25 protein-coding genes and 1 pseudogene are annotated in these 26,389 nt (G+C 57.8%); 20 read left to right on the forward strand and 6 right to left on the reverse strand.

Annotated features, from left to right (window positions below; all coding sequences use genetic code 11):
• Window positions 1-262: 262 nt before the first annotated feature.
• A complete protein-coding gene (locus tag AO277_RS28635; protein WP_161795795.1) occupies window positions 263-499 on the reverse strand; it encodes a hypothetical protein in 237 nt (78 codons plus the stop codon).
• On the opposite strand from AO277_RS28635, the gene fecA reads away from it, so the two are divergent.
• The 4 genes from fecA to AO277_RS23725 all read left to right on the forward strand — a co-directional run bounded on the left by fecA (window position 498) and on the right by AO277_RS23725 (window position 5,480).
• The gene (gene fecA / locus AO277_RS23705; RefSeq protein WP_044318957.1) at window positions 498-2,846 is read left to right on the forward strand and encodes a TonB-dependent Fe(3+) dicitrate receptor FecA; all 2,349 of its coding nucleotides are present in this window, start codon (window positions 498-500) and stop codon (window positions 2,844-2,846) included. The two genes, AO277_RS28635 and fecA, sit on opposite strands and share 2 nt — an antisense overlap.
• A 274-nt stretch (window positions 2,847-3,120) precedes the next feature.
• The gene (locus AO277_RS23710; RefSeq protein WP_044318956.1) at window positions 3,121-3,549 is read left to right on the forward strand and encodes an HPF/RaiA family ribosome-associated protein; all 429 of its coding nucleotides are present in this window, start codon (window positions 3,121-3,123) and stop codon (window positions 3,547-3,549) included.
• Between the two features lie 929 nt (window positions 3,550-4,478).
• Window positions 4,479-4,811: a DUF3509 domain-containing protein gene (locus tag AO277_RS23720; protein WP_044318955.1), complete on the forward strand. Its 333-nt coding sequence runs from the start codon at window positions 4,479-4,481 to the stop codon at window positions 4,809-4,811.
• Window positions 4,812-5,147: 336 nt separating this feature from the next.
• Window positions 5,148-5,480, forward strand: coding sequence for a YXWGXW repeat-containing protein (locus AO277_RS23725; protein WP_044318954.1), 333 nt, complete (start codon window positions 5,148-5,150; stop codon window positions 5,478-5,480).
• 59 nt (window positions 5,481-5,539) lie between these two features.
• On the opposite strand, the gene AO277_RS23730 is transcribed toward AO277_RS23725, so the two are convergent.
• Entirely contained in the window at window positions 5,540-6,028 is a 489-nt protein-coding gene (locus AO277_RS23730) for a phosphate-starvation-inducible protein PsiE (protein ID WP_002552228.1), read from the reverse strand.
• Window positions 6,029-6,456: 428 nt separating this feature from the next.
• On the opposite strand from AO277_RS23730, the gene AO277_RS23735 reads away from it, so the two are divergent.
• The 7 genes and pseudogenes from AO277_RS23735 to AO277_RS23770 all read left to right on the forward strand — a co-directional run bounded on the left by AO277_RS23735 (window position 6,457) and on the right by AO277_RS23770 (window position 16,919).
• A complete protein-coding gene (locus AO277_RS23735) occupies window positions 6,457-6,723 on the forward strand; it encodes a YebG family protein (RefSeq protein ID WP_002552227.1) in 267 nt (88 codons plus the stop codon).
• A gap of 697 nt (window positions 6,724-7,420) precedes the next feature.
• Window positions 7,421-8,677 carry a non-hydrolyzing UDP-N-acetylglucosamine 2-epimerase gene (gene wecB, locus AO277_RS23745; protein WP_044318953.1) on the forward strand — a complete coding sequence of 419 codons (1,257 nt, stop codon included), beginning with the start codon at window positions 7,421-7,423 and terminating at the stop codon, window positions 8,675-8,677.
• 166 nt (window positions 8,678-8,843) lie between these two features.
• Window positions 8,844-11,030, forward strand: a complete 2,187-nt coding sequence (locus AO277_RS23750) for a cellulose biosynthesis cyclic di-GMP-binding regulatory protein BcsB (RefSeq protein WP_044318952.1) — start codon at window positions 8,844-8,846, stop codon at window positions 11,028-11,030.
• 12 nt (window positions 11,031-11,042) lie between these two features.
• Window positions 11,043-13,163: pseudogene (locus AO277_RS23755) on the forward strand (glycosyl transferase family protein).
• Window positions 13,160-15,130 (forward strand): NfrA family protein, encoded by a 1,971-nt coding sequence (locus AO277_RS23760; protein ID WP_044318951.1) that lies wholly within the window; start codon window positions 13,160-13,162, stop codon window positions 15,128-15,130. Before AO277_RS23755 ends, AO277_RS23760 begins: the two are co-directional and overlap by 4 nt.
• A 31-nt stretch (window positions 15,131-15,161) precedes the next feature.
• Entirely contained in the window at window positions 15,162-16,034 is an 873-nt protein-coding gene (locus tag AO277_RS23765; protein ID WP_044318950.1) for an alpha-amylase family protein, read from the forward strand.
• Window positions 16,035-16,115: 81 nt separating this feature from the next.
• A complete protein-coding gene (locus tag AO277_RS23770) occupies window positions 16,116-16,919 on the forward strand; it encodes a SirB1 family protein (protein ID WP_002552221.1) in 804 nt (267 codons plus the stop codon).
• A gap of 212 nt (window positions 16,920-17,131) precedes the next feature.
• On the opposite strand, the gene AO277_RS23775 is transcribed toward AO277_RS23770, so the two are convergent.
• The 3 genes from AO277_RS23775 to AO277_RS23785 all read right to left on the reverse strand — a co-directional run bounded on the left by AO277_RS23775 (window position 17,132) and on the right by AO277_RS23785 (window position 19,376).
• Window positions 17,132-17,677 carry a hypothetical protein gene (locus AO277_RS23775; protein WP_044318949.1) on the reverse strand — a complete coding sequence of 182 codons (546 nt, stop codon included), beginning with the start codon at window positions 17,675-17,677 and terminating at the stop codon, window positions 17,132-17,134.
• Between the two features lie 223 nt (window positions 17,678-17,900).
• On the reverse strand, window positions 17,901-18,812 hold the full coding sequence (locus AO277_RS23780; RefSeq protein ID WP_044318948.1) for an SDR family oxidoreductase: 912 nt from the start codon (window positions 18,810-18,812) through the stop codon (window positions 17,901-17,903).
• 111 nt (window positions 18,813-18,923) lie between these two features.
• On the reverse strand, window positions 18,924-19,376 hold the full coding sequence (locus AO277_RS23785; protein WP_002552219.1) for a flavodoxin: 453 nt from the start codon (window positions 19,374-19,376) through the stop codon (window positions 18,924-18,926).
• A 209-nt stretch (window positions 19,377-19,585) separates the two neighbouring features.
• Between AO277_RS23785 and AO277_RS23790 the strand changes: the two genes are divergently transcribed.
• The 7 genes from AO277_RS23790 to AO277_RS23820 all read left to right on the forward strand — a co-directional run bounded on the left by AO277_RS23790 (window position 19,586) and on the right by AO277_RS23820 (window position 23,483).
• Complete coding sequence (locus tag AO277_RS23790) at window positions 19,586-20,191, forward strand: hypothetical protein (RefSeq protein WP_002552218.1); 606 nt, start codon at window positions 19,586-19,588, stop codon at window positions 20,189-20,191.
• A 151-nt stretch (window positions 20,192-20,342) separates the two neighbouring features.
• Window positions 20,343-20,909, forward strand: a complete 567-nt coding sequence (locus AO277_RS23795) for a putative antibiotic biosynthesis monooxygenase (protein WP_003346204.1) — start codon at window positions 20,343-20,345, stop codon at window positions 20,907-20,909.
• A 233-nt stretch (window positions 20,910-21,142) separates the two neighbouring features.
• Window positions 21,143-21,853, forward strand: coding sequence for a dihydromonapterin reductase (gene folM, locus AO277_RS23800; protein WP_044318947.1), 711 nt, complete (start codon window positions 21,143-21,145; stop codon window positions 21,851-21,853).
• Window positions 21,854-21,874: 21 nt separating this feature from the next.
• Window positions 21,875-22,438, forward strand: a complete 564-nt coding sequence (folE, locus tag AO277_RS23805) for a GTP cyclohydrolase I FolE (protein WP_044318946.1) — start codon at window positions 21,875-21,877, stop codon at window positions 22,436-22,438.
• Window positions 22,438-22,809: a dihydroneopterin triphosphate 2'-epimerase gene (gene folX, locus AO277_RS23810; RefSeq protein ID WP_002552214.1), complete on the forward strand. Its 372-nt coding sequence runs from the start codon at window positions 22,438-22,440 to the stop codon at window positions 22,807-22,809. Before folE ends, folX begins: the two co-directional genes overlap by 1 nt.
• 43 nt (window positions 22,810-22,852) lie before the next feature.
• Window positions 22,853-23,149, forward strand: a complete 297-nt coding sequence (locus AO277_RS23815; protein WP_002552213.1) for a DUF1244 domain-containing protein — start codon at window positions 22,853-22,855, stop codon at window positions 23,147-23,149.
• On the forward strand, window positions 23,142-23,483 hold the full coding sequence (locus AO277_RS23820) for a HopJ type III effector protein (protein ID WP_044318945.1): 342 nt from the start codon (window positions 23,142-23,144) through the stop codon (window positions 23,481-23,483). The genes AO277_RS23815 and AO277_RS23820 overlap by 8 nt, the downstream gene beginning before the upstream one ends.
• Window positions 23,484-23,550: 67 nt before the next feature.
• Here AO277_RS23820 and trxB read toward each other — a convergent pair whose 3' ends face one another.
• A complete protein-coding gene (gene trxB / locus AO277_RS23825; RefSeq protein WP_004659967.1) occupies window positions 23,551-24,513 on the reverse strand; it encodes a thioredoxin-disulfide reductase in 963 nt (320 codons plus the stop codon).
• Between the two features lie 366 nt (window positions 24,514-24,879).
• Between trxB and cysZ the strand changes: the two genes are divergently transcribed.
• Together cysZ and AO277_RS23835 are read left to right on the forward strand one after the other, a co-directional pair.
• Entirely contained in the window at window positions 24,880-25,641 is a 762-nt protein-coding gene (gene cysZ, locus AO277_RS23830) for a sulfate transporter CysZ (RefSeq protein ID WP_044318958.1), read from the forward strand.
• A 182-nt stretch (window positions 25,642-25,823) separates the two neighbouring features.
• Window positions 25,824-26,168: a hypothetical protein gene (locus tag AO277_RS23835; RefSeq protein ID WP_044318944.1), complete on the forward strand. Its 345-nt coding sequence runs from the start codon at window positions 25,824-25,826 to the stop codon at window positions 26,166-26,168.
• Window positions 26,169-26,389: the final 221 nt, after the last annotated feature.

The raw sequence follows: 26,389 nt of genomic DNA on the forward strand, positions 1-26,389 counted from the left end.
GTCCAACCTTCGGGGGGCATACCACTCCGCGTGGTAATGCAGTTCGTGACGCTCCGCGTCACACAACTCTGCGATTCAGTGAGATTTCGGCTCGACTCAAGTCACCTTTTCGCCCCTCGGCGAGTTACTTTGAAGGGGCCAAAGTAACCAAAGCCCCTCGCTCCTATTTCCGGCCCGACTTCGTCGGGTTCCTTCGCCCTGTCACTGATCCGGGGGTCGCCGCAACGGGCCANCCAGGCTACCCCCGGATCAGCGCCAGGACTCAGCCGTCACCAAGGTCGCAATTTGCGTCGTCTGTGCCATCGGGATAGACAAGCGCTTTTATGCGCAGTGAACGCTGCAGCACGGCGCAGAGCGTCGCCAAACGCATCACCACGCGAGGCGCGGGTAAGATAATCAAACCCGGAAAAATAATTTCAAAAACCGTGAGCCGTTTTCTGTTGCTCGCGTGACAGACAGGGAAAGCATTTCTCAACCTTCCGGTCAAGGACTCCTGCATGTCACCCCGCCCTACTCAACTTTCACCGCTGGTGCGTACGTTGCGCCATGTCATTTTCGGTGCCAGCCTTTCGGTCGGCAGTCTGTCGATGGCGCAGGCTGCCGAGGTGGCACCCAAGGCGTATCACATTGCGCCAAGCGAGCTTGAAGCTGCGCTGAGCCAGTTCGGTCGAGAGTCCGGCGTGTTGATTTCCTACGGTTCGCAAATCACCAGCGGTCTGAAGAGCCGTGGTCTGGAAGGTCAGTACACGCCCGAGCAGGGCCTCAATGCGTTGCTCGAAGGGACGGGGCTGCAGGCCCTGGCCGACGGCAATAACGGCTTCACCCTGCAACCGGTCAATGCTGCTGGCGCGCCTATCGAGCTGGGTGTGTCCACCGTGGTCGGCGACTGGCTGGGTGCCGCGCAGCAGACCAACGTTTTCGAACACCCCGGCGCACGTGATGTGATCCGTCGTGAAGAATTCGAGCGTGTCGGCGCAACCTCGGCGCGTGAAGTGCTCAATCGCATCCCGGGCGTCAACGCCCCGGACAACAACGGCATCGGCAGCCACGACATGGCGCTTAACTTCGGCATTCGTGGCCTCAACCCGCGTCTGGCGTCACGCTCCACCGTATTGATGGACGGCATCCCGGTGCCGTTCGCACCTTATGGTCAACCGCAGCTGTCCTTCGCGCCGATCAGCATGGGCAACATGGACGCGGTCGACGTGGTGCGTGGCGGTGGTGCTGTGCGTTACGGCCCGCAGAACGTGGGTGGTATCGTCAATTTCGTGACCCGTGCCATCCCTGACACACCCACCCTCAAAGGCGGCATACAGACCGAAACCAGCCCGTCGTCCAGCCACGATGGCTTCAAGACCACCGGCAACCTGCTGGCAGGCGGCACGGCGGACAATGGTCTGGGCGGCGCGATTCTGTATTCCGGCGTACGCGGCGGTGACTGGCGCGAACACAGCGATACCCAGATCGACGACTTGATCCTCAAGGGCAAATACCAGATCGACGAAGCCAACAGCCTCAATGCCATGGCGCAGTATTACGATGGCGAAGCGCAGATGCCCGGCGGCCTGAACGTCAGGGATTACGATGCCGATCCGTACCAGTCGACGCGTCTGAAGGACAAGTTCTGGGGCCGTCGCACCATGTTCAACTTCGGCTACCGCTATGAAGAGGATGCCCGCGTCTTCACCGCCAACACGTTCTTCACCAAAACCCTGCGCAGCGGCTATCTGGATCAGGGCAGCTTCGTCTCTCTATCGCCCCGCGAATATTGGGTACGCGGTCTGGAAACGCGCTTCTCGCAAGGCTTTGCACTGGGCGAGACCTGGCATGAAGTGGGCGTCGGCTACCGCTACGTCAACGAAGCGGGTCACGAACTGCGCTATCGCGAACCGGTGACCGGCAACCTGCCGACCACCGCCAGCCGCAACGACCGTGACACCCGCGGCGCGACTGAAGCGCATGCGTTCTACATTGATGACCGTATCGACACCGGCAAGTGGACCATCACGCCCGGCGTTCGCTACGAGATGATCGACACCGCGCAGAACAACAACCTGACCAACGCCCGCTATCAAGGCGACTACAGCACCGCACTGCCAGCGCTGAATGTGCTTTACCACCTGACCGACACCTGGAACCTGTACGCCAACACCGAAGGCTCGTTCGGCAGCGTGCAGTACAGCCAGATGCCTAACCGCGTTACCGGCGATGAAGTCAAACCGGAAAAAGCCCGCACCTGGGAGCTCGGCACGCGCTATGACAACGGCAACCTGCGAGCCGAGATCGGTGCATTCCTGATCAACTTCGATAACCAGTACGACAGCAATCAGACCAACGACACCGTGATTGCACGCGGCGAGACTCGTCATCAGGGTATCGAGACCAGCGTCAACTATGCGCTGGAAGGCCTGAGCCCGGTATTGGCCGGTTACGATGTCTACGCGAGCTACGCTTTCGTTGACGCGACAATCCGTGAAGACGGCCCGAACAAAGGCAACCGTGTGCCGTTCTCGTCAAAACACAAAGGAACGATGGGCGTCAGCTACACAGAAGGGCCGTGGAAGCTGAATTTTGACAGCTCTTTCCAGAGCGACCAGTTCGCCGACAACGCCAACACAGCGGCTGAGAGCGCCGATGGCAGCACTGGCAAGATCCCTGGGTACATGCTGTTCAGCACCCGCGCCAACTACGATTTCGGCCCGCAATTGTCGGACCTCAACGTAGCGGTCGGGATGAAGAACATCTTCAACCGCCAGTACTACACCCGCTCGTTCGACGACAACAACCGTGGCAAATACGTCGGCGAACCGCGCACGGTGTACGTACAGACGTCAGTCGCATTCTAGTTCCAGGACGCCAGAGCGTGAGAGAAGTGTTCTCCCGGATACCTCTCGTTCCTCACGCTCTGCGTGGGGATGCCGTTCTGGACGCTCTGCGTCCGCTCCTGATTCTCAGCCTTGAATCAGGGCGGCCATTTTTTGCTGCGAAATATTTCTTACATATTGGGGTTGAATTGTCAGGCCATTGCCGCCAACACTGTGAATGAGCGCAAACGAAATCGATTCCGCAAGGAATCACGTAGTCCAGCCTCGCACGAGCAAGCCCTAATAAGGATTAACTATGCAAATCCAGGTCAATAGCGATAATCACATCGAAAGCAGTATCCGACTGGAGGAGTGGGTTCGTACCACCGTTGAAAGCACGCTCGAACACTACGATGAAAACCTGCCCCGCGTGGAAGTCCACATCCGCGACGAAAACGGCGACAAGCCTGGCCCGCACGACGTCAAGTGCCAGATGGAAGCTCGCCCCAAAGGACACCAACCTATTTCTGTTTCCCACAAGGCCGATACGGTAGATCAGGCTGTGGATGGCGCTGCTGTAAAACTCGATCACGCCCTCGAGCATCTGTTTGGCAAGCTGCGCGGCAAACGAGGTGCCGCACCGATTATCGCCGAACAGGATGAAGATCCGGTCAGCCCGGACGCGCTGCTCGAAGAAGAATTTCTGGAAAAAGAGCAGGAGAAAGAAGCCGCTCGTCTGACCTGATGTTCCACTGACACGTTTTGCAAAAAAAGGGCGAACCGGCAGCGGTTCGCCCTTTTTGCTTGCCATGCATTGTTCCCCATGAGTGGGCAAGCGCAGCGCTCCACGTACTACGACAATCTGTCGACCAGCGTGCCCTACACACGGTTGTGCCCCAATCAATGCGCACCACAAATGCTCGCTGCACAGCTTTGGCCACCTTGCACCATCGCTCGCCTAGCAGCCATCTCGATCGCCGGCTGCCGTCCATCGAATTTAACATTCAGCACCGGGCAGCCCGAGCGCTGCATCTGACAGCCATCGGCGAGCAAAAAATCAAGCCGCTCGCCTACATGAGCAGTCGGCTCAGCCCTTCATGCCGACAAGCGTTCAACACTCATCCCGCCGCTCTGCAGCAAGACGGTCAACGTCAGGACCTGGACAGCAGGCGAGTACGGTTTCGACCCGTCTTTACGAATCTCTGACGCCAGAATTCGGTTGTCGGAGTGTCAGACAATCACTCGAAAAAGTCGTACGCAAACTGCAGTCGCGAAAGGAGCAGGCCATATCCGGGAAGTGTTCTCCTCCCCTTTTCGAGAGCACGTTTGCCGGCCGGATCGACCGGTTCGCATTGCAGCAGAGTAAGCCGTGAAGCAACTGCAATGGGCTCCCGTTCAGCGACCTCTCGCGCATCTCCCCTGCAATATGGCCCGAACCATGCAGTGTCCTGTAGTACGCGCCACGAGGCTGGCCATCAGGACGGCCACCTCCAGGCGCGGACTCACGCCGTGGGTGCGTTAAAGCGTCTTAAACGACACCTCTCATCAACGCGAAAGACGACAGCAAACCTGTCAGCAGCAAGCGAAGGAGTAACGCAACCGCTGATCAGTCGCCGAGAACCAAAAGGACTATTACCCGGTCAACTTATGCAGACCATTTAGCAGGTGAATGATATGGACAATCCTTTTCAGATGATCACGGATACTTTTCACCCCGACTATCGAGTCAATCTGAGCATTCAAGGGCTGGACGGCAGCATCATGCTGACCCTGTCCAACGAATGCGGAGTCGTTGCCAAGCGTCTGATCAGCGCAGCGCAACGCAATGACCCGCAACGCCTGCGCAAGCTTATAGAAAGCGTGCAATTCGGCATCGCCATCGAGCGTGGCGAAAGCGCGACCAAGATTCTTGCAGCGATGACCGACGGTGCCACGCTGAAAAAGACACTCGGTCCGGCCAATGGTCTGTGGTCGCAGAGTCAGGCTGCGGTGAATGCCGGGGTTTGACGGGGGTCTCTTCTTCCGGTTCAGTGCCTTAGATGGCGCTGAATCGGTATGGAATTCATTGATGCCGTTTTTATCAGATACATTCACTGAGTATCTTCAGCAGCGTATATCGCGGTCGCTTGGTCGCCAATTTCAAAAAAAATCCAATACTCGACACGCCCCTTGAAGCAGCTTGCAACGACTGAAAAATCGGGCAATTCGCCATCAATCTCCCTCCCGACTCTTCAGCAAAAGTACAGATACATCCTGATACAACAACTCTTGCGCAGAAACATTCGAGCGACTGGGCACTGCGTTCAGCGCCACTGCACCTGCGGATGATTCCGAGGAGGCAACATGTTCTTGAGGTATGGGGTATTGATCGCATCACTTGCGATAGCGTCAGGCTGTGTCGAAGAGCGGGTAGTCCATGAGCGACCACACGTACATCATGAATACGTCGAAGAAGTCATCGCCCCGCAACCACCCCCTGAGCGGGTAATCGAAGTAGAACCAGCGCCTCGTCGCGGCTACATCTGGGCGCGCGGTTACTGGCACTGGAACGGGCAGCGTTTCGTGCCGGTTCATGGTCACTGGGAGGCGGAACGACCTGGCTACCACTACGTGCATCCGCACTGGGAAAGCGCCGGAGACGGCTGGCACTGGCATGCCGGTGTGTGGCTTAACTGACAAGCGACTTCCATGCAACACGCTGGCGGCATCGATCACCGATGCCGCGAGTGTCTCGATCAGATCTCGCCCTTCTCCTCCGTCACCGCGCCTTTGACCGCGCTGGACGAATCGGGAATCTTCGCCGACGGGTATTTGTAAGACGCGTAGCGCACCACCAGAATTGCAAACGCCAGCAGCAGAATGCCGCCACACAGGTAGATGATGCCGATGTCCGGCGGGTTGTGGTGGGACACGTCGGAAATCAGCAGGCGGGTCAGTGCAGTGATCGCAACGTAGATCAGGAAGCGCACGGGCATGTGGTTGGTCTTGAAATAAATCCCGGTCATCGCCCCCAGTTCCAGGTAGATGAACAGCAGCAGGATGTCATCGACCGTGACGTTGCCTTTCTCGACCATGCCCAGGAACGCAACCACTGACGCCCAGGCAGTGATCGCGCCAATCGCGAACAGCGCCAGAAAGTGAAAGCTCTCGACGCAGAGATTACCCAGTGACTCGGCCTGGCCATGCACGCGGTGTCTTATCTTTACTGCCCATTTGTTTCCCATGACGCTCTACCTCTGAACCTTCGTTTATGCCGACCGGATGACGCCGGGTACTCGTGACACCTTTGTGGCCTGCTTTTTAAAGCAGGAACAGGGCCATAGGCTATGGTTGAGAGCGCGACGGGTTGTCGCAAGGCACATTTGCGGCGCAAAAAAGATGCTTAAACGCCACTATTCAGAGAGGGGTTGATTGGTGCAGCCTTTTTACTGTATAAAAACACAGTAATCAAGAAATCACCTTCAACGCCGATGCGTCGGAGAGCGGCCTTCATGCAGACCCTCATTTGGATATGCATGCAGCGCCCCGCTACACCTGACCGGCATGCTGGTCTTGCAGGATCACTGCTTTTGCATACCCGCTGGTCAGAGCGTGAAGCGCTGAACGTCCGGGTCTAGCCCCTTTCAACACTGGATAACACGACGAGGCCAAAATGGCTGTTGAAACCCTTTACCGCAGCACCCGCGATCTGGAGACTACTTTCGTGGACCGTAAACTCGCCGATGCGCACGATCAAATGCTTGAGCTGGCCGAGCTTCTCACCGACGTCCTGATCAAGAACGTGCCGGGCATCTCGGAGAAGCATGCAGAGGATGCGAGTATCTACATGGCGAAAAATCGCGCCGTCTTTGCCGCCGCCTTCAAAAACAACGCGACTGCACTCAGTGAGCTGTCGGAGCCTGCCGAGTCAGAAGACTGATTGCGTTCTGCACTGCAACCCCTCATCCGGAGGGGTTCGCTAATCATTCTCATTTAATAACTGGGCAACTGCCCGCATTGCTGCTACAACTCAATAGTGCAGCTCACCTAACTTTAGCGGTATGTAAGCTATTCCTTAACATCTCGTTCACCTGCAGCGCATCAAACTCGATACAAAAGCAAAGTTCCACACTGTCATTATATCAGCGCCATTTTTGTGAACCCCTTCGCTTTTCCTGTCATTAATCAGGCGTCAGTATTCTGCTGTAGTGATGCACGCCACAGCACGCCTATTTTTGTTGGAACTTTTTGCCATCATGGCGACTTTCAGCACATTAACGACCTTTGAAAACAGCCTGACCGACTCTATCATGCGCCCGCAACCCCCCCGTATTCATTGGGCAAAACAGATTTTTCAAAAGTTATAACCCTGAACTGACCATCCTGAAAAACCAAAGTTCCTGAAAACTATTTCTTTGAAAAATAGTTGATAAAACATTTTGCTTTATTATTTTGTTCTGCTAATAATCCCGACAATTCCGGGTAACAAGGCACATTGCTACATCACATTGAAGTGAATATCGAGCTATGCACTCCGATCTTCCCCGCCCGAGAAATTCATTAACTCGCCAGCTGGCCACGCTGCTCTCAGCCTGGCTTTGCTATTGCGCGGCGCGCTCAAAGCGCGGGAGGAAATAATGGCTGGTCAGCAACCCAGGATGAAGGTCCTTTCCATATTCGGCACTCGCCCAGAGGCCATCAAGATGGCTCCGTTGGTCAGAGCACTGGCCGCAGAGCCGGGTATCGATTCGAGAGTCTGCATCACCGGACAGCATCAGAGCATGCTGCAACAGGTGCTGGACATGTTTGAGCTCAAAGCCGATTACAGCCTTGATGTGATGCGCCCCGATCAGACGCTGAACTCCATGACCGCGGCGCTTTACGCGGCTATCGATCCGATTCTGGACGAGATGAAACCGGACAGGGTGCTGGTTCATGGCGACACAACCTCAGCAATGGTGGCGGCCATGTCGGCCTTTCATCGCCGCATCCCCATCGGCCACGTCGAAGCCGGTTTGCGCACCGGTGACATCCGTCAGCCATGGCCTGAAGAGATGAACCGCCGCTGCATCGATCTGATTTCCGATCATCTGTTTGCACCGACGGCCGAGTCGCGCCGCAACGTGCTGGGCGAGCGCCTGCAAGGTATCTCGTTCGTGACCGGTAATACAGTGATCGACGCCCTGCACCTGACCGCTCAGCGGATCGACAGCAACCGCCAGCTGCGTCACGCACTGGATCGCCAGTTTTCCTTCCTGGTACCTGAACGCAGGGTGTTGGTGGTGACCGGGCATCGGCGCGAGAATTTTGGCGACGGCTTCCTGAACATCTGCAAGGCGCTGGGCGAACTGGCCCGACGCGACGACATACAAATCGTCTACCCGGTGCATTTGAACCCCAACGTACTGGGGCCGGTCACCGAGCACTTGGGCGATTTGCCGAACGTGCACCTGATCAAGCCTCTGGATTACCTGTCGTTCGTGCGCCTTATGCAACGCGCCCACGTCATCCTTACCGACTCCGGCGGCGTGCAGGAAGAAGCGCCGTCGCTGGGCAAGCCGGTTCTGGTCATGCGCGATGTCACCGAGCGTCCCGAGGCAGTCGCAGCGGGTACCGTACGCTTGGTGGGCACCGAGACCGACGCGATCATTCGCGGCGTGAACGCCCTGTTTGATGACGACGCCCTGTGGCAGAGAGCCTCCCATGCCGCCAACCCTTACGGCGACGGCAAGGCCAGTGCGCGCATCGTCGATGCCCTGATGGGTCGTCCGGTGGATGAATTTGTCGCCGAGCTGCCGCGTTATCGCACCGACCCGGTCGATGTGCAGCTCGACACGCTTATCCAGCCTCAGCCTCAGCACCAGCATAACCAGATGCGCTCGATGGCAGGTTAGCGAGAACACGCGCAGGTAGCGCAAAAGAACACCAAACATATCCGCAGGAAGCAGTCCGCAGACTATACGGGCACCCGGTTCAGACCGAGTGCCCGAAAAACGTTGTAGCAGACCGGCAGCCTGTATCAAGACCCAATGGCCTTGAGCCTTTACCGAGATCTGCACAATGAAATCTTCCGTTGCCGTAAACATGGGCACGCTGAACGTCCTTGCCTGCGGGATGAGCCTGCTGGCTCTGATGCCAGCGTTTGCCCTGGCTGCCGAAAGCCCGTTGACCCAGGCGATCAACCGAATCACTGCCGACAGTCGTCAGGAGCGTGTGATCGAGCTGAGGGAACTGGGCATTGATCGCCCGATCATTCTCAATGCCACTGATGCGCGCCGTGAACTTTACCTGCCAGTGCCCGCCAATGTGCCGCTGACGGATGCGACGCTGAATTTTGACGCCAGCTATCTGAATGGCGAAGCAGGCCGCAACACACTGCTACTGTCGCTGGACGGTTATCCGGTGCGCGCGCTGGGCCTCAACGAAGAACAGGGTAATGCCAGCGCCGTACTGGGCGTCGACAAGGCAGCCCGGGAAAGCGGCTCGGTGCGCCTGGGCATTGCCTGGTCCTCTGTGATCTCGAAAGTGCTCTGCGAAGACGAACGCGCCATCGGCAATGTGCTGCGCATCGATCCGCACACGCGCCTGACTTACGGCTATGACGCCAGCCAGTTGCAGGATGTGGGTGCAGCGTGGAACGCGCTGCCCGGCAAACCTGGCCTGTTGGTCGCACCCGGCACCTTGTCGAGCGCCAGCTACGACGCCGCCTGGCGTCTGGGCGTAGCGCTGGAACGCATCGGTAAACAGGCACGCATCCTGCCGTTTCCTGCCGTGCAGGACAGCGTGGACCTGAGCGGCCTGAATATTCCGGCAGAACTCAAGCAGATTCCGGCGTTTGCAGGGCTCGAAGGCAAGGGCCAATACACCCTGCGCGACCCGGCGGAAATCGGTGCATTGTTGATGCTTGGCCAGACACCTGCGTTGCAGGCCGACCTGGCGATCAGCGATCCGCAACTGCTCAAGGCAATCGACGACGCCATGGACGCTCTCCAGGCGCAGGTGCAGGGTCTGGATGCTTCGGCGGCCAGCGCACTGGGCCAGTGGCGCGAACGTCATATCAAGCAACCGCTCGCCAATAGCACCGAGGACGTGAGTCTGGCCCTGCTGGGCAATCGCGCGCTGCTGATGATCAAGCCGGAGTCGGCGAACAAGGCCATCGGCCTGTTCAGTTCAGCGTGGAACAAACTGGCGCGCAATCGCCAGTTGACCATCGGTGAAGAAGCCGCGATGCCGCTCAGCGAAGACGGTCGCGTTGCGCTGACGCGCCTGGGCGGCAAGCCCGGCACGGTGGATGTGCTGGCTAAAACCGATTGGAGCGCCTCGTTCCCGCTGGGCAGCGTGGCCTATGACGGGCGCGTACCGGTAACTGCGATGATTGATGTCGCTGCGGCCCCCGGTGCATCCGGAACGCCACCGGTTGCGACGCTGTTTCTCAATGACTACCTGATTGGTGCGATGCAACTGACTGCCGATGGCAAGAAAGAGCGCATCGAAGCAAGAATTCCGCAATATGCACTGGCAGCGCAGAACACCTTGCGCGTCTCGTTCCAGCGTCAGCCGGTCAGCAACCAGTGCCTGGAGACGCCGCAGGCGTTCCCGATCTCGGTATTGCCGACCAGCCATGTAGTGCTGGACAAGATCACTCCCGACGAAAACTTCTCGGGCATGGCGGCACGCTTCGCTACGGACACCCAGATAATGGTGCCCAAGGCCTATCTCGAGCGCCCGGCCAGCAGCCTGCCGCAAGTGATCCGCGTCGCCAGCGCTTCCGGTGTCTCGCCGTTGCGTGCGCAACTCAGCGTCAGCGATGACGCCAGCGTAGCCGTGACGCCCGCCAAAGCGTTTCTGGCGTTCGAACTGCCAGTCAGGGATGGCGCCGAGTCGGTCAAGGCCAGCAACGACGGGCATCTGCTGATCAATCACAAAGAGCAGACGCTGCTCGACCTCAAATCCCTCAACCACCTGGCCTCGCTGCAAGTGATCGACGCGGGCGGCCAGCACGGTATGGTCTATCGCACGCTTGGTGGTCAGGCCCCGGTTTTCGAGCGCCCGCTGCTGGCTGACAACGGCCCGATCGCCACCTTTGACGCCAAGGACCCGACCGGCAGCCAGATGATCGAGGACGAGCAAAGCACTGGCCTCGACGCCTGGCGAAAACCATCGCTGCTGTGGCTGATTCCGGCTGGCATCGTACTCTTTCTCATCCTGTTGCTGGCTGGCCGTAGCGCCCGTCGCAATCGCTCGTAACGGGCCGCCGCAATGACGTCGCTCTATTGGCCTTACTGGCTGGCCCATTACTACAGCGTGCTGGAAGTCGCGACGATCGTTGTCGGGCTGATTATCCTGGTATCGAGTATCGATGACCTGTTCATCGATATCTGGTACTGGGCCAGGCGGCTGTACCGCAAGTTCACCGCCGAACGTCGCTACCGGCCACTGACTGCCGAGCAGTTGATTGCCCGCGACGAGCAGCCGCTGGCGATCATGGTCCCGGCCTGGCTGGAATACGACGTCATCGCGCCGATGATCGAAAACATGGTGTCGACGCTCGATTACCAGAACTACGTAGTGTTCGTCGGCACCTACATCAACGACCAGCGCACCATCGATGAAGTGGAGCGCATGCGTCGTCGTTACAAGCAATTGGACCGCGTGGAGGTGCCGCACGCCGGCCCGACCTGCAAGGCCGACTGCCTGAACTGGGTCATACAGGCGATTTTTCTGTATGAGAAAACCCACGCTGTACAGTTTGCCGGGACCATCCTGCACGACAGCGAAGATGTACTGCACCCGCTTGAACTGCGCCTGTTCAATTACCTGCTGCCACGCAAGGACATGATCCAGTTACCGGTCGTGTCGCTGGAACGCAACTGGTACGAATGGGTGGCCGGCACCTACATGGACGAGTTTGCCGAATGGCACGGCAAGGATCTGGTGGTACGCGAAAGCATGACTGACACCGTGCCTTCGGCGGGCGTCGGCACCTGTTTCTCGCGACGTGCACTGATGGTGCTGGCCGATGAAAACCAGAACCAGCCCTTCAATACCGAAAGCCTGACCGAAGACTACGATGTAGGCGCTCGGCTGGCGAAATACGGCATGCAGGCGATCTTTGTGCGCTTCCCTGTGCAATTTCGGGTGTTGCGCAAATCGTGGTTCCGCAAGCCGTATGAGTCGATGCTGGAAATGCCGCTGTGTGTGCGTGAGTTTTTCCCGGACACCTTCCGTACCGCCTTTCGCCAGAAAGCACGCTGGACTCTGGGCATCGGCCTGCAGGGCTGGGAGCAAATGGGCTGGACCGGGTCGCTGGCCAACCGTTACCTGCTGTTTCGGGACCGCAAGGGCGTAGTGACTTCGTTCGTCAGTATCCTGGCTTATGCGATTCTGATTCAGTTGCTGGCGTTGATAGTTCTGCGCTCCAGCGGCCTGTGGAACACCAGTTTTCCGACACCGTTTGAAACCAGTGGCCTCATTCAGTACCTGCTGGTGGCCAACGGCATCGCATTGCTGTGGCGAATTCTGCACCGCTGCTACTTCACCACTGTTCTGTACGGCTGGCAGCATGGCTTGTTGTCCATACCGCGCATGGTGGTGGGCAACTTCGTCAACTTCATGGCTGCGGCACGCGCCTGGCGCATGTTTCTGGTGGGCAAAGTGCTCAACCGCAAGCTGGTCTGGGACAAGACCATGCATGACTTTCCGTCTACCGATCTGGTCGCCGTCGCGCCACGTCGTCTGAGCAGCGTGCTGATCTCATGGCAGGCCATCAACGACGAAAAACTGCAGACCGCACTGGCTGAACAACAGACCCGTCAGCTGCCGCTGGGCAGGATTTTGCTTAGCCACGGCTGGCTCGACGATGAAACCCTGGCTGAGGCCATCGCTTTTCAGAACGACCTGCCACGGGTATTCGACATTGCCGGCAAACGTGCGACAAACGATGTGCTGGCCGATGAGTTCTGCCTGCGCTGGCGTGTCGTGCCGTTGCAAATGAATGCGCTGGGTCGCCAGGAAATTGCCGTGGCCAGCCCGCTGCCGCCTGACGGTCTGCAACAGATTACCGAGCAACTGGGTGCCGAGCCGGTGCAGTTGATTGCCCGTGAAAGCGACATCGTCGCGCAATTGCGTCAGCTTCAGGTGGTCGAGGGTCAGCCGCTTCCAGCCAGAGCGCCACTGCTCGGCGATCTGCTGATCGAGCAAGGCCTGCTGGACCGCGAAGTGTTCCAGAAAGCCATGCTCGGCTAACGCCCGCATGTGCATGGCCGGATGGGCGATTACCTGGTCGACATCGGCGTGCTGTCCAGAGAAACCATCGAACAGGCTGTGGCACGTCAGCACAACCATTACCGATCTGACGATCAAACGGAGCAGCCACTATGAAGCGCCCCTTCATCCTGTCGCTGCTGGTGAGCGGCCTGGGTCTTGTTGCACCGCTCAGCCAGGCGGAAACACTGCCCCTGCCGTTGACCGGACCCGCCTATGCCATCGCCAACGAAGCCTACATGGCCTACAACCGCAAGGACTACGACCTGGCCATCGCCAAGGCGCGCGAAGCGTTGCGTCAGCGTGCGGATGCCGATCAGTTGCGCGATCTGATTGCCCTGGCCGAACGCGACAAATACCGACGAGATCACCCTCAGCGCTTCCCCAAGGCTCGCCCAAAACCGGGCTATCTGGAGGGCAATCAGGCGCTGCGTGCGTATGCCAATCGCGACTACGACGGCTCGGCAAACCATGCGCGCAAGGCCATCGCACAGGCACCGAAAAATCTTGATTACCGCATGATGCTGATCGAGGCGCTGCAACGTCAGCAGCGTCTGGACGAAGCACAGCTGGCCATCAACGATGCAGAGCAGGCAGTCGGCCCGCAGCCGGTTTTGACTCGTCGTCGGCAAGCGATTCAGGAACAGGCAGCAGTCGATAAGGCAGCCTCGGGTTATAAGGCACTGGCACGCGGAGATAACGACACCGCTGTCAGCGAGGCGCGGGAGGCTGTTCGCAGTTTTCCGAAACAGATGGCTTACCGAAAGCTGCTGGTCAGCGCCCTGATTGCCCAGGGGCAATATGCCGAAGCGCGCTCTGCGGCTACCGAAGCACTGGCGCTCAATGGCAACGACGCCACCCTGCTCGTCCAACGCGGACAAATGCGTCAACGCCTGGGCGATCAGGACGGTGCGCGTCAGGACTTCGCTCAGGCACTCGCCGTGGGTAATCTGCCCCTGCGCGAGCAAGCTTCCTTGTACGCAGCGATGGGCCAGCCGAGTGAGGCACTGCAACGTCTGCAGAAAGCTCGCGATGCGGGCGAACTGCAACCCGGCGATGAAGTGCAGATTGCCTATTTCCTCAGCCAGGCGGGCGACGATCGTGGCGCGCTGGACGAGTTCAAACGGGTCGACCGCAGCTCCGGACTCAAGCCGCGTGAAGTTCAGGACGCAGCCTACAGCGCCATGCGTACACCGGACGATGCACAGGCCATCGCCTACTTCAAACGCGTGCTCGATTATCAAAAGGCCGGTGATTTGCAGATGCCGGCGCAACAGGTGTTCGATACCCGACGCGCCGTCTCCGACCTGTCCCGTGAATGGGGTTTGACCAACACCACGACGTATCGCGGTGCCAGCACCAGCAGCGGCAGCGGCCTGAACAGCGCACCGAGCAGCAACACTGAAAGTGTGCAGAACAGCACCGAAGTGTTCTGGCGCCCATTGGGCTACCGCAATGCACGCTTCGTCGAACTTTACGGGCGCGTGACCGACACGTTGTGGAGCAAGGACGGCGACTCCGACACCGGCGCGGATGCATTGCAGGGAGCGCTGGGGATCAGGGTCAAGCCGTTCAGCTCAGTCAACGTCATCGGTGCCTTTGAGCGCACCTTTCCGTTGGGTAATTCCAACGCCGATGGCGACTGGCTGGTACGTCTGGGCTACGGCTCCAGCATCGGCACTGACTTGCGTGTCGACGTGCCCAGTTGGTGGACCTCGCAGCTGTATGCGGAAGGTGGGCGTTATTTGCAGGACAAGCGCAACTATTTCAACAGTGAATGGCAGGTCGGACGCAGCTTTCGTCTGGACAGCATCAGCCCCAGGCTGGTGGTGTTTCCACATGTGGTCGCCGCAGTGGACTACGATTCAAAGATGCGTAGCGAAGTCGACAGCCTGGGCCGCAGCAGTACGTCATCCGGTAACGCTGGCGGGCTGGGTGTTGGTACCGGCGTACGCTACTGGTTTCGCGAGGACACGTACAAGGCGCCACAGTCGTATGTCGACTTCTCGGTGCAGTACCGCGAGAAAGTCTTTGGCGACGACCGCGCAGAAGGCGTGTTCGCACGTATGACATTCTCGTGGTGACAATCGCGAGTCATCCATCAGGGAGTAATGTTTGAAGGCTTTGGCCGCACTGCTACGACAGACAATATTGATCAAGACCTCGCTGGCAGCCGCCCTGGTAGGTGCGCTGACCCTCGCCTCCAGCGAGCTGTATCAACTGATACAGCCCAGCGGGCCGGGAATAGTCGGCATCGTCTGGCAACCGGATAACGCAACGGTGGGCATAAGCGGCAACTGGGACAAACTCGGCGCACGGCAATTGCTCGTGCAGTGGACGGCGGTCGATGACCAGTCGTTCATACCAGGTACTCAGATGACCAACGTGCCGGTGCTGCAGGACTGGGCGCGGATCGCCAAGGAGCCTTGGGCGCAGGAGATGATTCTCGGGCTGGCGGGGTACTTCAGCGAAAACCGCTCACGGGACAATATCGAACAGTTGGCGGTGCTTTCGGCACAGCTGGCCAAAGTGAAAACGCCGCTTAATGTCACTGGCTGGTATTTCCCGGCCGAGGTCGACCCCAGCTGGAGTCGTGCCAAGGAATTACCCGCGCTGCTGGCGAAGCTGCCCAGGCCGTTATGGATCAGCGTCTACGATGGTGCCAACATCGGCCCCGCCGCCACTGCGGACTGGCTGAAAACCTGGCTGCCGGACGATATCGGCGTGTTCTTTCAGGACGGTGTGGGTGTCTATGCGCGCACCGCTCCGGTTGCCCGAACCTACGCAGACGCGTTACGTAAACGGCTGGGCAAAAATCGCCTCAGAATCATCGTCGAAGCGTTTCGCCCGCAAGTGGGTGGAGGTTTCCGACCGGCGACGGCTGCCGAACTGAAACCGCAAATAGCGGCTTTCGATGGCTATCCGCTGTACCTGTTCGACGGTCCGCACTATGTGACGCCCGACTTGATAAAAGCCCTGAACAAGTAGAAACAACTGGCGCTGGACGAAATTCCCGCGCGGGGCTACAAAGAGTCTTCCTACTGGATTTTCAGTTGCACGGAGCGGTCGATGACTCCACGTCAGCATTGCCTGGCCTGCCTGCAACAGACACCGCCCTCGGTGTTTGAAGCAGCGCTATGGGTGTCGAGCGAGCATGACGCACACTTTGCCCGGCATGCGGTGATCAGTGACATGGACCAGTTACAGCGCCAGATCGACGCTGCGCTGCCGGTCCTGCCTGCCCCCGAACTCGCGCAACTGCTTTTGCGACAACTCAATGCACTGGGTTTTCAGCAAGATGACTGGAACCCGCCCAAACCCGACTCGGCGCTGCTGCACAAGGTTGTGCAGCAGCGTCGCGGCCAGCCATTGGGGCTGGCACTGATCGCGCTGGAGATAGCACGGCGGCTGGAGATTGCGCTGGAGGGCGTGAACTTTCCAGGCCACTTTCTGCTGCGTGTGCCAGGTGCCGATCATTTGCTCGACCCCTGCAGCGGGCGCAGGCTTTACCCCAGAGACTGCCGCGAGCTGTTGATCCGGCAATTCGGCCCGACCATGCAATTGCGCGCCGAACACATGACACGCGCCACACCCACCAGCATGCTGCAGCGATTATCGCGTAACCTGCGGCATCTGCATCAGATCAACGATGATTTTCTCGCTGCGCTCAAAGATGCCGACCGCATCGTCGAGCTGGGTCAGGCAACCAGCGGAGATCACCTGGCCCGTGCCAGCCTGTATCAACTCCTTGAATGCCCGCAGGCCGAACGTTTCGACCTGGAACGCGCGCTGTTGCTCAGCGAAGACCCACTGCAACGAATCGAGCTTGCCGAGCGCCTGAGTCGGTTGCCAGCGAACCACAGCGTTCATTGAGCCACTGGCACACTCCCCGCGAATTGTTACCTGTCGGGTAATGCTGCATATCCTGTACGGGGATTTTTCAGAACAGGGATGGCAGGTAACCTGCGCCCGTTAAATCGACGTGGATTTGCAAGCTCCCTTGATCCTGCGTTTTGTTTGGCCGCTGCGTGGCTATCCATGCAGCGGCCTTTTTTATTGCCGGACGTTTTAGTATCAAGACACCCTCACGCTTTGGCGTTTGGTGTTTTTTTGACCAGCCCCTTGTTTTCCATATCCTTGATCTTGCGCATCTCGTGACTGTCGCCAGACTCGGCAAACGTTTGAAGATTCTGCATGATATGAATCGTTCGAACGTAATCAGGCAATAACACTTTGGCGTACGGGTCTCCGCTCATTGCCTTTTCTTTCATTTCAATGATCCGATTGGCAAAGAACTCCAGCGCATTGATTTCCTTGCTCGGGTCGACCAGCTTGCCTTTCTTGTCGAACTCATCGCCCGCTCGACTCATGAGTTCGGCCGTATGATTGTCGATCATCCCGAACTTGTACAAGATCATTCCTGCCCTGTTGAGATCCTTGGGCGTAATCTGTTCGGGGTTGAAACCCTTGAACAGTGGCTTCATCTTGCGTTTTTCCATCGCCAGCGAGTTGAGCGCAACGGCATTCTCACCGACCTCCTGCAACACCTGACTGACCTGCGCTGCGGCCTTCTTGAGCTTGAGTCTTTCAGGCGGCGCAGCAACAGTGACCGGTGGCAGGTCACCCCACATTGTTCTTCCCACGTGATACTCCCTATATGAATGTGTTCAAACTTCATATCGGAGTAAAAGCTGCTTAATGAATAGTTGTACAGAAATCCATACCAAACCTACAAAGCCAAAAGACAGTTCTTACAGAACACGGTAAAAATTCCGATAAATAATTAACCAGTTATAAAGTCGTGCACCAAACAGAGACTTCTTTTCCAAAGCCGCCGCATATCTCAGAACCTGCTTAATTAGCGTATTTTTGCAGATTGGCCATCATTTCTTTCAACGCCTCGATATTGTCGGCGGGGTGCGCGGCTTGATCGAAATCAGCAATCGTCTGCCATTGTGCAGCAACGTCCTCCGGGCTGAAGCCCGCCTGTGGGTCGAAGCATGCTCCCTGACTGCGCTCCCAACGGACCTTGCCGATCCAGCCGCCGCCCACTTCAAACAGATCGCCACTGTCCTGACACTGTTCGCTGCCCAGATACACCACCAACGGGCTGATCAGTTCAGGTTTGAGCAGCTCGAATACGTTGGCAGGAATAAGCCCCTCGGTCATGCGCGTGCCCCCGGTCGGGGCTATGGCGTTGACGAAAATCCGGTGCTTGCGGCCTTCCAGCGCGAGGGTGCGAGTCAGTCCGTAAAGCCCGAGCTTGGCGGTTGCGTAATTGGATTGGCCGAAATTGCCATAGATGCCGGATGTCGATGAAGTGAAAATCACCCGCCCGTAGTTCTGCTCACGCAGGTATGGCCAGGCGGCATGTGTGACCTTATAGGCGCCCTCGACATGGACGCGGTAAACCAGACCCCAGTCGGCGTCCTCCATTTTGGCGAAGGTCTTGTCGCGCAGGATGCCAGCGTTGTTGACCAGCACATCTATGCGACCGAAGGCATCGAGCGCGTGTTGCACTATGCGCCCGCCGTCGGTCACCGAGTCATGGTTGGCCACAGCGGTGCCACCGGCTTCACGAATCTCGGCCACAACGCGATCGGCAGCAGAAGCACTGGCCCCTTCGCCATGGGTAGAGCCACCCAGGTCGTTGACCACTACCCGCGCGCCGTGCTTTGCAAACAACAGCGCATGAGCCCTTCCCAGCCCGCCTCCTGCGCCAGTCACAATGACGACTTTATCTTCAAAACGCACCGACTCACTCATCGCAGGCTCCAGGATCAAAGGAAACGTTGCGATGAGTGTCGTCCAGGCACCTGCCAGTCACAATCAACACGCGCAGTGCTGAATCATGCTCAATAAAGCAGCGGGATGATTTCAGCCCAGGTGTTTGATGAACGCTGCCAGCCAAGGCTCGGCGTCGGTTTCCGGGGTTACGCTTTCACTTCCGTCCAGACGCAGCATGTCCTGCACTTCATTCACACCCAGTTCAGCGAACAATTCACGCATCTGCTCGCCGCCGGCACAGAAGGTGTCGCCGTAGCTGGCATCACCCAATGCGATCACACCACCCGGCAAGCCACGCAGTTGGCCAGGCAAAAGATCACGAAGCTCTGAATAGAGAGGCATGAGGTTGTCGGGCAGCTCACCCATCCCGGTGGTCGACGTCACCGCAAGGATGGCCTGAGGCTCGAAAGCCAGCACATCAGGCAACGCGAGCCTAGGGTTGACGAGTGTTTCGTGACCAGCGGCACGCAACAGTGCAGAGGCGTGTCTGGCAACTTCTTCGGCCGATCCGTAAACCGTTCCACACACGATGGCAACTTTCATGGCTATTCCTGCAGCAGCTGAAAAAAAGTGAAACATTATGCCCTAGAATGCCATCTGAATTTTCTACGGACCCTTTTGCCTTTGGCCGGCACGGAAAAAGCACAGCCAAGTTGAAATATTAAAATGGAAAAATATGATGAGCGGTCCGAACAACTTGCGGAATCAATGGTCTTTGTTCTCAATAACCGGTCAGACCGAGCTTTCCGCCAATGCAACCTGATTCTCTCCTCACACAGGCTGAACTGGATTTTATCCAGAGCATGCAGCGCAATCCGAAGCTGAACGTGCGCGACAGCACGCGTAGCCTTCTGGTCAATGGCGGGGTTCAGATTCAGGATCTGCTGACACGTCTGGCTGCTCACGAGCAGGTCACGATCCATGCGCAGTTCGAAAACCAGCAGATGAATTTCCCTCTGCATCTGGTCGAGGACGAATTCCATGCGCTGCATCTGGAACTGGGCGCACCGAGTATTTTCGAGGAAGGCCCGAAGATTCGCCCCTGGCGGCTCGTGCTTGAAGAGCCAATCCCGCTTGAGACCGAAAAGGGTGCATTGACGGCGCTCTGGGTTCACGAGCTGTCGTTCAAGGGGGTGCTGCTTGAGTACCGCAAGGAAGGCAAGCTGCCGAGAAACTTTTCCGCCTGGTTCAACCCGCCAGGTCAGGCCCCTATTCCAATGCGCGGCAAGCTGGAGCGAATGACCGAACACAGTTTCGGTGCCTATCACTTCAGCAAGCATGGCAAGGACGACGCCGAGCGCTTGCGTCAGTACATCCTCCAAGAGCATCGCCGCAAGCACCCTTCCCTGCACAAGTAATCAGCCAACACCGCAAAGCTCTACCGGTCCGTCAGCGTTTCAGGAATAATCCTTGCTTGCTTTTCAAGTGAAGCTGTCGCGACCCACCACCCCGGATCGCGGCATGTGACCTCCCTACCCGGGAATCTCACGCCTCTACCGGAGATACACAATGTCTACCTCACCCGTCACCTTGATGGTCGCCCGCCGCGTGGCACAGGGTCGTTACCATGAAATGATGGCCTGGCTGCACGAAGGCGAACAGTTGGCCACGGATTTCCCGGGGTATCTGGGTTCCGGGGTGCTGGCGCCTCCGCCTGGCGATGATGAATTTCAGATCATTTTCCGCTTTACCGATGAGCACACCATGCACGCCTGGGAGCATTCCGCCTCTCGACGCTCCTGGCTGGTGCGCGGCAGCGGTCTTTTCGCGCAACCCTCGGAACATCGCGTCAGTGGTATTGATGGCTGGTTCGGCGCAATCGATCAGCGCCCGCCACGCTGGAAACAGGCTGTCGCGATCTGGCTGGCGTTTTTTCCCGTGTCACTGATCTTCAATTTCCTGCTTGGCCCGCTGCTCAATCATCTGGACCTGTTGCCGCGCATCATGATCAGTACAGCGGTGCTTACCCCGCTGATGGTCTACCTGTTCATTCCCCTGTCCACGCGCCTGCTTGCCCCTTGGCTGCAAAGCACGCCTGCACCGGCACGCCCGACGCAATCACCTTCCCCTCGCTAGACTCATAAAGACCTGTACACCTTTACACCTCGGTACAGGTCTTGGTCGCGTCCCAGCCCCGCTCGTTCCCTCAGCCTCCACGTGCTCAGCGCCTTCGAGCACTGCCTCGGCGAGTTTCATGATGCCCAGGGTTGTACAAAAAAATTCTCTGGTATAACTTTTCCTGTAAACCGGAAGAAGCAATCGACCGTACAATCCCCGTCAACTGTGGATAACCGATACGTGAGCTGTCGATGACATTATCTTCTGCACCGATTCTGATCACCGGAGCCAGCCAGCGCGTAGGCCTGCATTGCGCCTTGCGACTGCTTGAGCATGGGCATCGGGTTATCATCAGTTATCGCACTGAACACGCAAGCGTGACGGAACTGCGCCAGGCCGGAGCGGTGGCCCTCTACGGCGATTTTTCGTGCGAAACCGGGATCATGGCGTTCATCGATCTACTGAAAAACCAGACTTCAAGCCTGCGTGCCGTTGTACACAATGCATCCGAGTGGCTGGCAGAAACCCCGGGCGAGGAAGCGGATAACTTCACGCGTATGTTCAGCGTACATATGCTGGCACCCTACCTGATCAATCTGCACTGTGAGCCGTTGCTGACCGCCAGTGAAGTCGCTGACATAGTGCATATCAGCGATGACGTGACCCGCAAGGGCAGCAGCAAGCACATCGCGTACTGTGCAACCAAGGCCGGCCTGGAAAGCCTGACGCTGTCCTTCGCTGCCCGGTTCGCCCCTCTTGTCAAAGTCAACGGCATAGCACCGGCGCTGTTGATGTTTCAACCCAAGGACGATGCGGCCTACCGCGCCAACGCCCTGGCCAAATCGGCTCTGGGCATAGAGCCTGGTGCAGAAGTGATCTACCAGAGCCTGCGTTACCTTCTGGACAGCACCTATGTCACCGGCACAACACTGACCGTAAACGGCGGACGGCACGTCAAGTAAGCCGCCCCGAGGAACATTCTGATGAGTTCGTCCCTGCGCCAGCACTATCGAGACATTCTGCTCGGCCTTGGTGAAGATCCAGACCGCGAAGGCCTTCTGGACACCCCGAAACGCGCTTCCAAAGCGATGCAGTATCTGTGTCACGGCTACACCCAGAGCGTCGACGAAATCGTCAATGGCGCCCTGTTCGCATCCGACAATGATGAGATGGTCATTGTCCAGAATATCGAGCTGTATTCACTCTGCGAGCACCACCTGTTGCCATTCATAGGCAAGGCGCATGTGGCTTATATCCCTACCGGCAAAGTGCTGGGCCTGTCGAAGATCGCGCGCATTGTGGACATGTTTGCCCGCCGCCTGCAGATTCAGGAAAATCTGACCAAGCAGATTGCCGATGCCATTCAGCAAGTCACGGGGGCGGCAGGTGTAGCCGTGGTCATCGAGGCAAAGCACATGTGCATGATGATGCACGGTGTCGAAAAACAGAATTCGACCATGAACACTTCAGTGATGCTGGGGGCCTTCCGTGACTCGAGCACCACCCGCATGGAGTTTCTGCAATTGATCGGACGGAGCAGACAATAATGGCAAGACTCGAACCTGGCACCGCGCGCATCCGGGTCAAGGACCTGCGCCTGCGCACATATATCGGTATCAACGAAGACGAAATCGTCAACAAGCAGGATGTGCTGATCAATCTGACTATTCTCTACGCCGCACAGGAAGCCGTTCGCGACAACGACATCGAGCATGCTCTCAACTATCGCACCATCACCAAGGCCATCATTCAGCATGTCGAGGGTAACCGCTTCGCTCTGCTGGAAAGACTGACACAGGAAGTGCTGGACCTGGTGATGAGCCACAAGGCCGTGACCTACGCAGAAGTGGAAGTCGACAAGCCGCATGCGCTGCGCTTTGCCGAATCGGTATCGATCACGCTCGCCGGTCAACGCTGAAACTCTTATCATGACGCGAACCGTCTATTGAAAAGAGCCCGTCATGACCGAGCAAGAACGCCTCGAACTCGAAGCTGCAGCATTCCGTCGCCTGGTCGCGCATCTGGACAGCCGCAAGGATGTCCAGAACATCGACCTGATGAACCTGTCCGGTTTCTGCCGTAACTGCCTGTCCAAGTGGTACAAGGCCGCCGCCGATGAAAAGCACATCGACATCAGCCTCGATGATGCTCGCGAGGTGGTTTACGGCATGCCGTACAGCGAGTGGAAAGCTCAATACCAGAAAGAAGCAAACGCCGAACAACAGGCGGCGTTCGCCAAGGAACCCAAACATGACTGATCTGAACTCCCTGCGCACCAGCCTGCGCAGCGGCGAGCATGTGTTCGCTGATACCCTGGCCTTTATCGCAGAAAGTTACGATTATCAGCCTCGGCCGTTCAGAAACGGCGCCGTCGACAATGCTGCCGGGCAAAACGAAGGGTCTTGCAAGACGCTAGGCCTGGCATTGCTGGAAGGTTTGAGCGATGAAGAGGCACTGTTGGCATTTGGCGAGCACTACCGCTCGGTGCAAGCCACACCTGAAGGCAGCGACCACGGCAATATCCGTGCGCTGATCGAGTATGGGCTGGCAGGTGTGAAATTCGAAGGCGAGCCGCTCAAGCGCAAGGCTTGAGCTGACAGGTTCTCGTGCCAACGCATTGGCACGAGAACCTGGTTGCAGAGGCCTGGAGGGACGCCAATCAGAACGTGGCGTTTGCCAGACCGTCCAGATAACGCTCGACGTCCAGTGCCGCCATGCAGCCTGCACCAGCCGAGGTGATGGCCTGACGGTATACGTGGTCAGCCACATCACCGGCCGCGAATACACCTTCAACGCTGGTAGCAGTCGCATTGCCTTCACGGCCACCGTGCACAACCATGTAGCCATCTTTCAGAGCCAGTTGCCCTTCGAACAGCGAGGTGTTCGGCGTGTGGCCGATGGCGATGAATACGCCGTCGACTTTCAGCTCGTCACTGGTCCCGTCATTGTTCTTCAGGCGCGCACCGGTCACGCCCATGTTGTCACCCAATACCTCGTCCAGCGTGGCATTGAGCTTGAGCTCGATCTTGCCTTCGGCGACACGTGCGTGCAGCTTGTCGATCAGGATCTTCTCGGCGCGAAAGGTTTCGCGACGGTGAACCAGAGTCACCTTGCTGGCGATGTTGGCCAGATACAGCGCTTCTTCCACCGCCGTGTTACCGCCACCGACTACCGCGACTTCACGGTTGCGATAGAAGAAACCATCGCATGTGGCGCAGGCAGAAACCCCCTTGCCCATGAACGCTTCTTCCGAAGGCAGGCCCAGGTAACGGGCGCTGGCACCGGTGGCGATGATCAGTGCATCGCAGGTGTAGGTTGCGCTATCGCCCTGAAGGCTGAACGGCTTGCCGGCCAGATCAACGGAGTTGATGTGGTCAAAGACGATTTCAGTCTCGAAACGCTCGGCATGCTCACGCATACGCTCCATCAGCGCCGGACCGGTCAGGCCATGGGGGTCGCCCGGCCAGTTGTCGACTTCAGTGGTGGTGGTCAACTGACCACCAGCCTGCATGCCGGTGATCAGCAGAGGCTTGAGGTTGGCGCGGGCGGCGTAAACCGCAGCGCTGTAACCGGCAGGGCCGGAACCGAGAATGATCACTCGGGAATGACGTACGTCTGACATGACACACTCCTGTCGACCGACTGTTCAAGCCGCAATCGAAACAGCTGGATAAAAAAGGACCGCCGAAACACTTGGGGAAGTGCCATTCACTCGGCGGATCCTGAAAGTTCTGACTCCTGAGACAGGTCCTGAAATTGGTGCCAAGCCTATCGGGGTAGCAAGGTTAAGGAAATATCGTTTCACAATCCACCCCATAGGTCACTTCTATAGGGTGACTGACCGACAGCAGTGTACTCGCGCGAACATCCGGCCCCGGCAAGCGCGTTCAGGGCTCGGGGAATGGTGCTGAGCGCCGACAGCCATCAACTCTTTCATGGCTATCACAAAGCCGGTAAGGTCACGCCTTTCAAGCACCTGGAGACTGCCATGCCCGCGCCCGCCCTTACCGGCCCGCAATACCTCAGAGAGGGACTGAAACTGGTCCTCAGTCCTGGTTTGCGATTGTTCGTCCTGCTGCCCTTGAGCATCAATGTGGTGTTGTTCTGCGGCCTGATCTATCTGGCGGTGCACCAGTTCGAGCTGTGGGTCTACACCTTCATGCCTACGCTCCCTCACTGGCTGAGCTTTCTCAGCTATATCCTCTGGCCGCTGTTCGTGGTGCTGGTCCTGCTGATGGTGTTTTTCACCTTCACCGTGGTCGCCAACATCATCGCCGCGCCGTTTAATGGGTTTCTCTCCGAAAAAGTCGAAGCCGTGGTTCGTAGCGTGGACGATTCACCGGATTTCAGCTGGGCCGAACTGGTGGCCATGGTGCCACGTACCCTGGCCCGCGAAGCCCGCAAGCTGGGCTATATGCTGCCGCGCATGCTCGGGCTGTTCATTCTGTCGTTCATCCCTGTGGCCAACATCATCGCCGCTCCGCTGTGGCTGTTGTTCGGCGTCTGGATGATGGCGATCCAGTACATTGACTACCCCGCCGACAACCACAAACTGGGCTGGAACGAAATGCTAGGCTGGCTGAAAAGCAAGCGCTGGCAAAGCCTGAGCTTCGGCGGCATTGTCTACGTCGCCTTGCTGATCCCGGTGGTCAACCTGCTGATGATGCCCGCCGCAGTGGCCGGTGCGACATTGTTCTGGGTGCGCGAACGCGGGGCGGATGCATTGCCGGTGACGCAGGCACGAGGCTGAACCCCGAAATATCACCGGGCCGCGCAATACGGCCCGGACTATCTGATAAAAATCACTCGCTATATATATTTACCGCACAAGGCCCTGTCAACTGAGGCTCAATAGAGCCTCAAACAACCCGTTCATGTGAAGTCCGCTTCCATCGAACATGCGACACATGAACTTAACAAGGAAGTTAAATCATGAATACTCCAGTAAACCCTGCTGCATTTGCCGCTAAAAACGCCACAATCGAAGAAAAAATTCGTGCGTTTCTGGTCAGTGAACTGGCCGAATGGTCGATCAATCCAGACAACGTTTACATCAACGGCGTAAATAACCCGGAAGAACGTTTGGTCATCAGTTCCAGCTCCCTGACCGCCGAAGCAACCAATCGTGTTTTCGAGAAAGACGCTCCGTCTTACTCCCCACGTACAGCAGGTCTGTTCAGCGTGGCGTATTCGTATGCCGACGAACATCGCCTGGCTGCGCCGGACCTGGCCAAGGTAGGTGAAGTGATCGGCCAACTGGTCAATGACCTGGGCTGATTACTCTGATTGACTGGCTGAGTGACGACAAAGCCTGAAAGAGTGCCGAATGGGTAATGAATGATCTGTTCGGCACTTCAATTGGCGTCAGTAGCATCTACGCTGCAGCAGACGCAGAGAGGTAGGTCGGTATACTCATCAACCAGATAGCACACCGAGACTGTCAGAAATTTTGTGTTCGGGCATAACATGTAGCTAGAGGTGCATGTATGCCGACCAAA

This window comes from Pseudomonas amygdali (assembly GCF_002699855.1).
Taxonomy (GTDB): Bacteria; Pseudomonadota; Gammaproteobacteria; order Pseudomonadales; family Pseudomonadaceae; genus Aquipseudomonas; species Aquipseudomonas amygdali.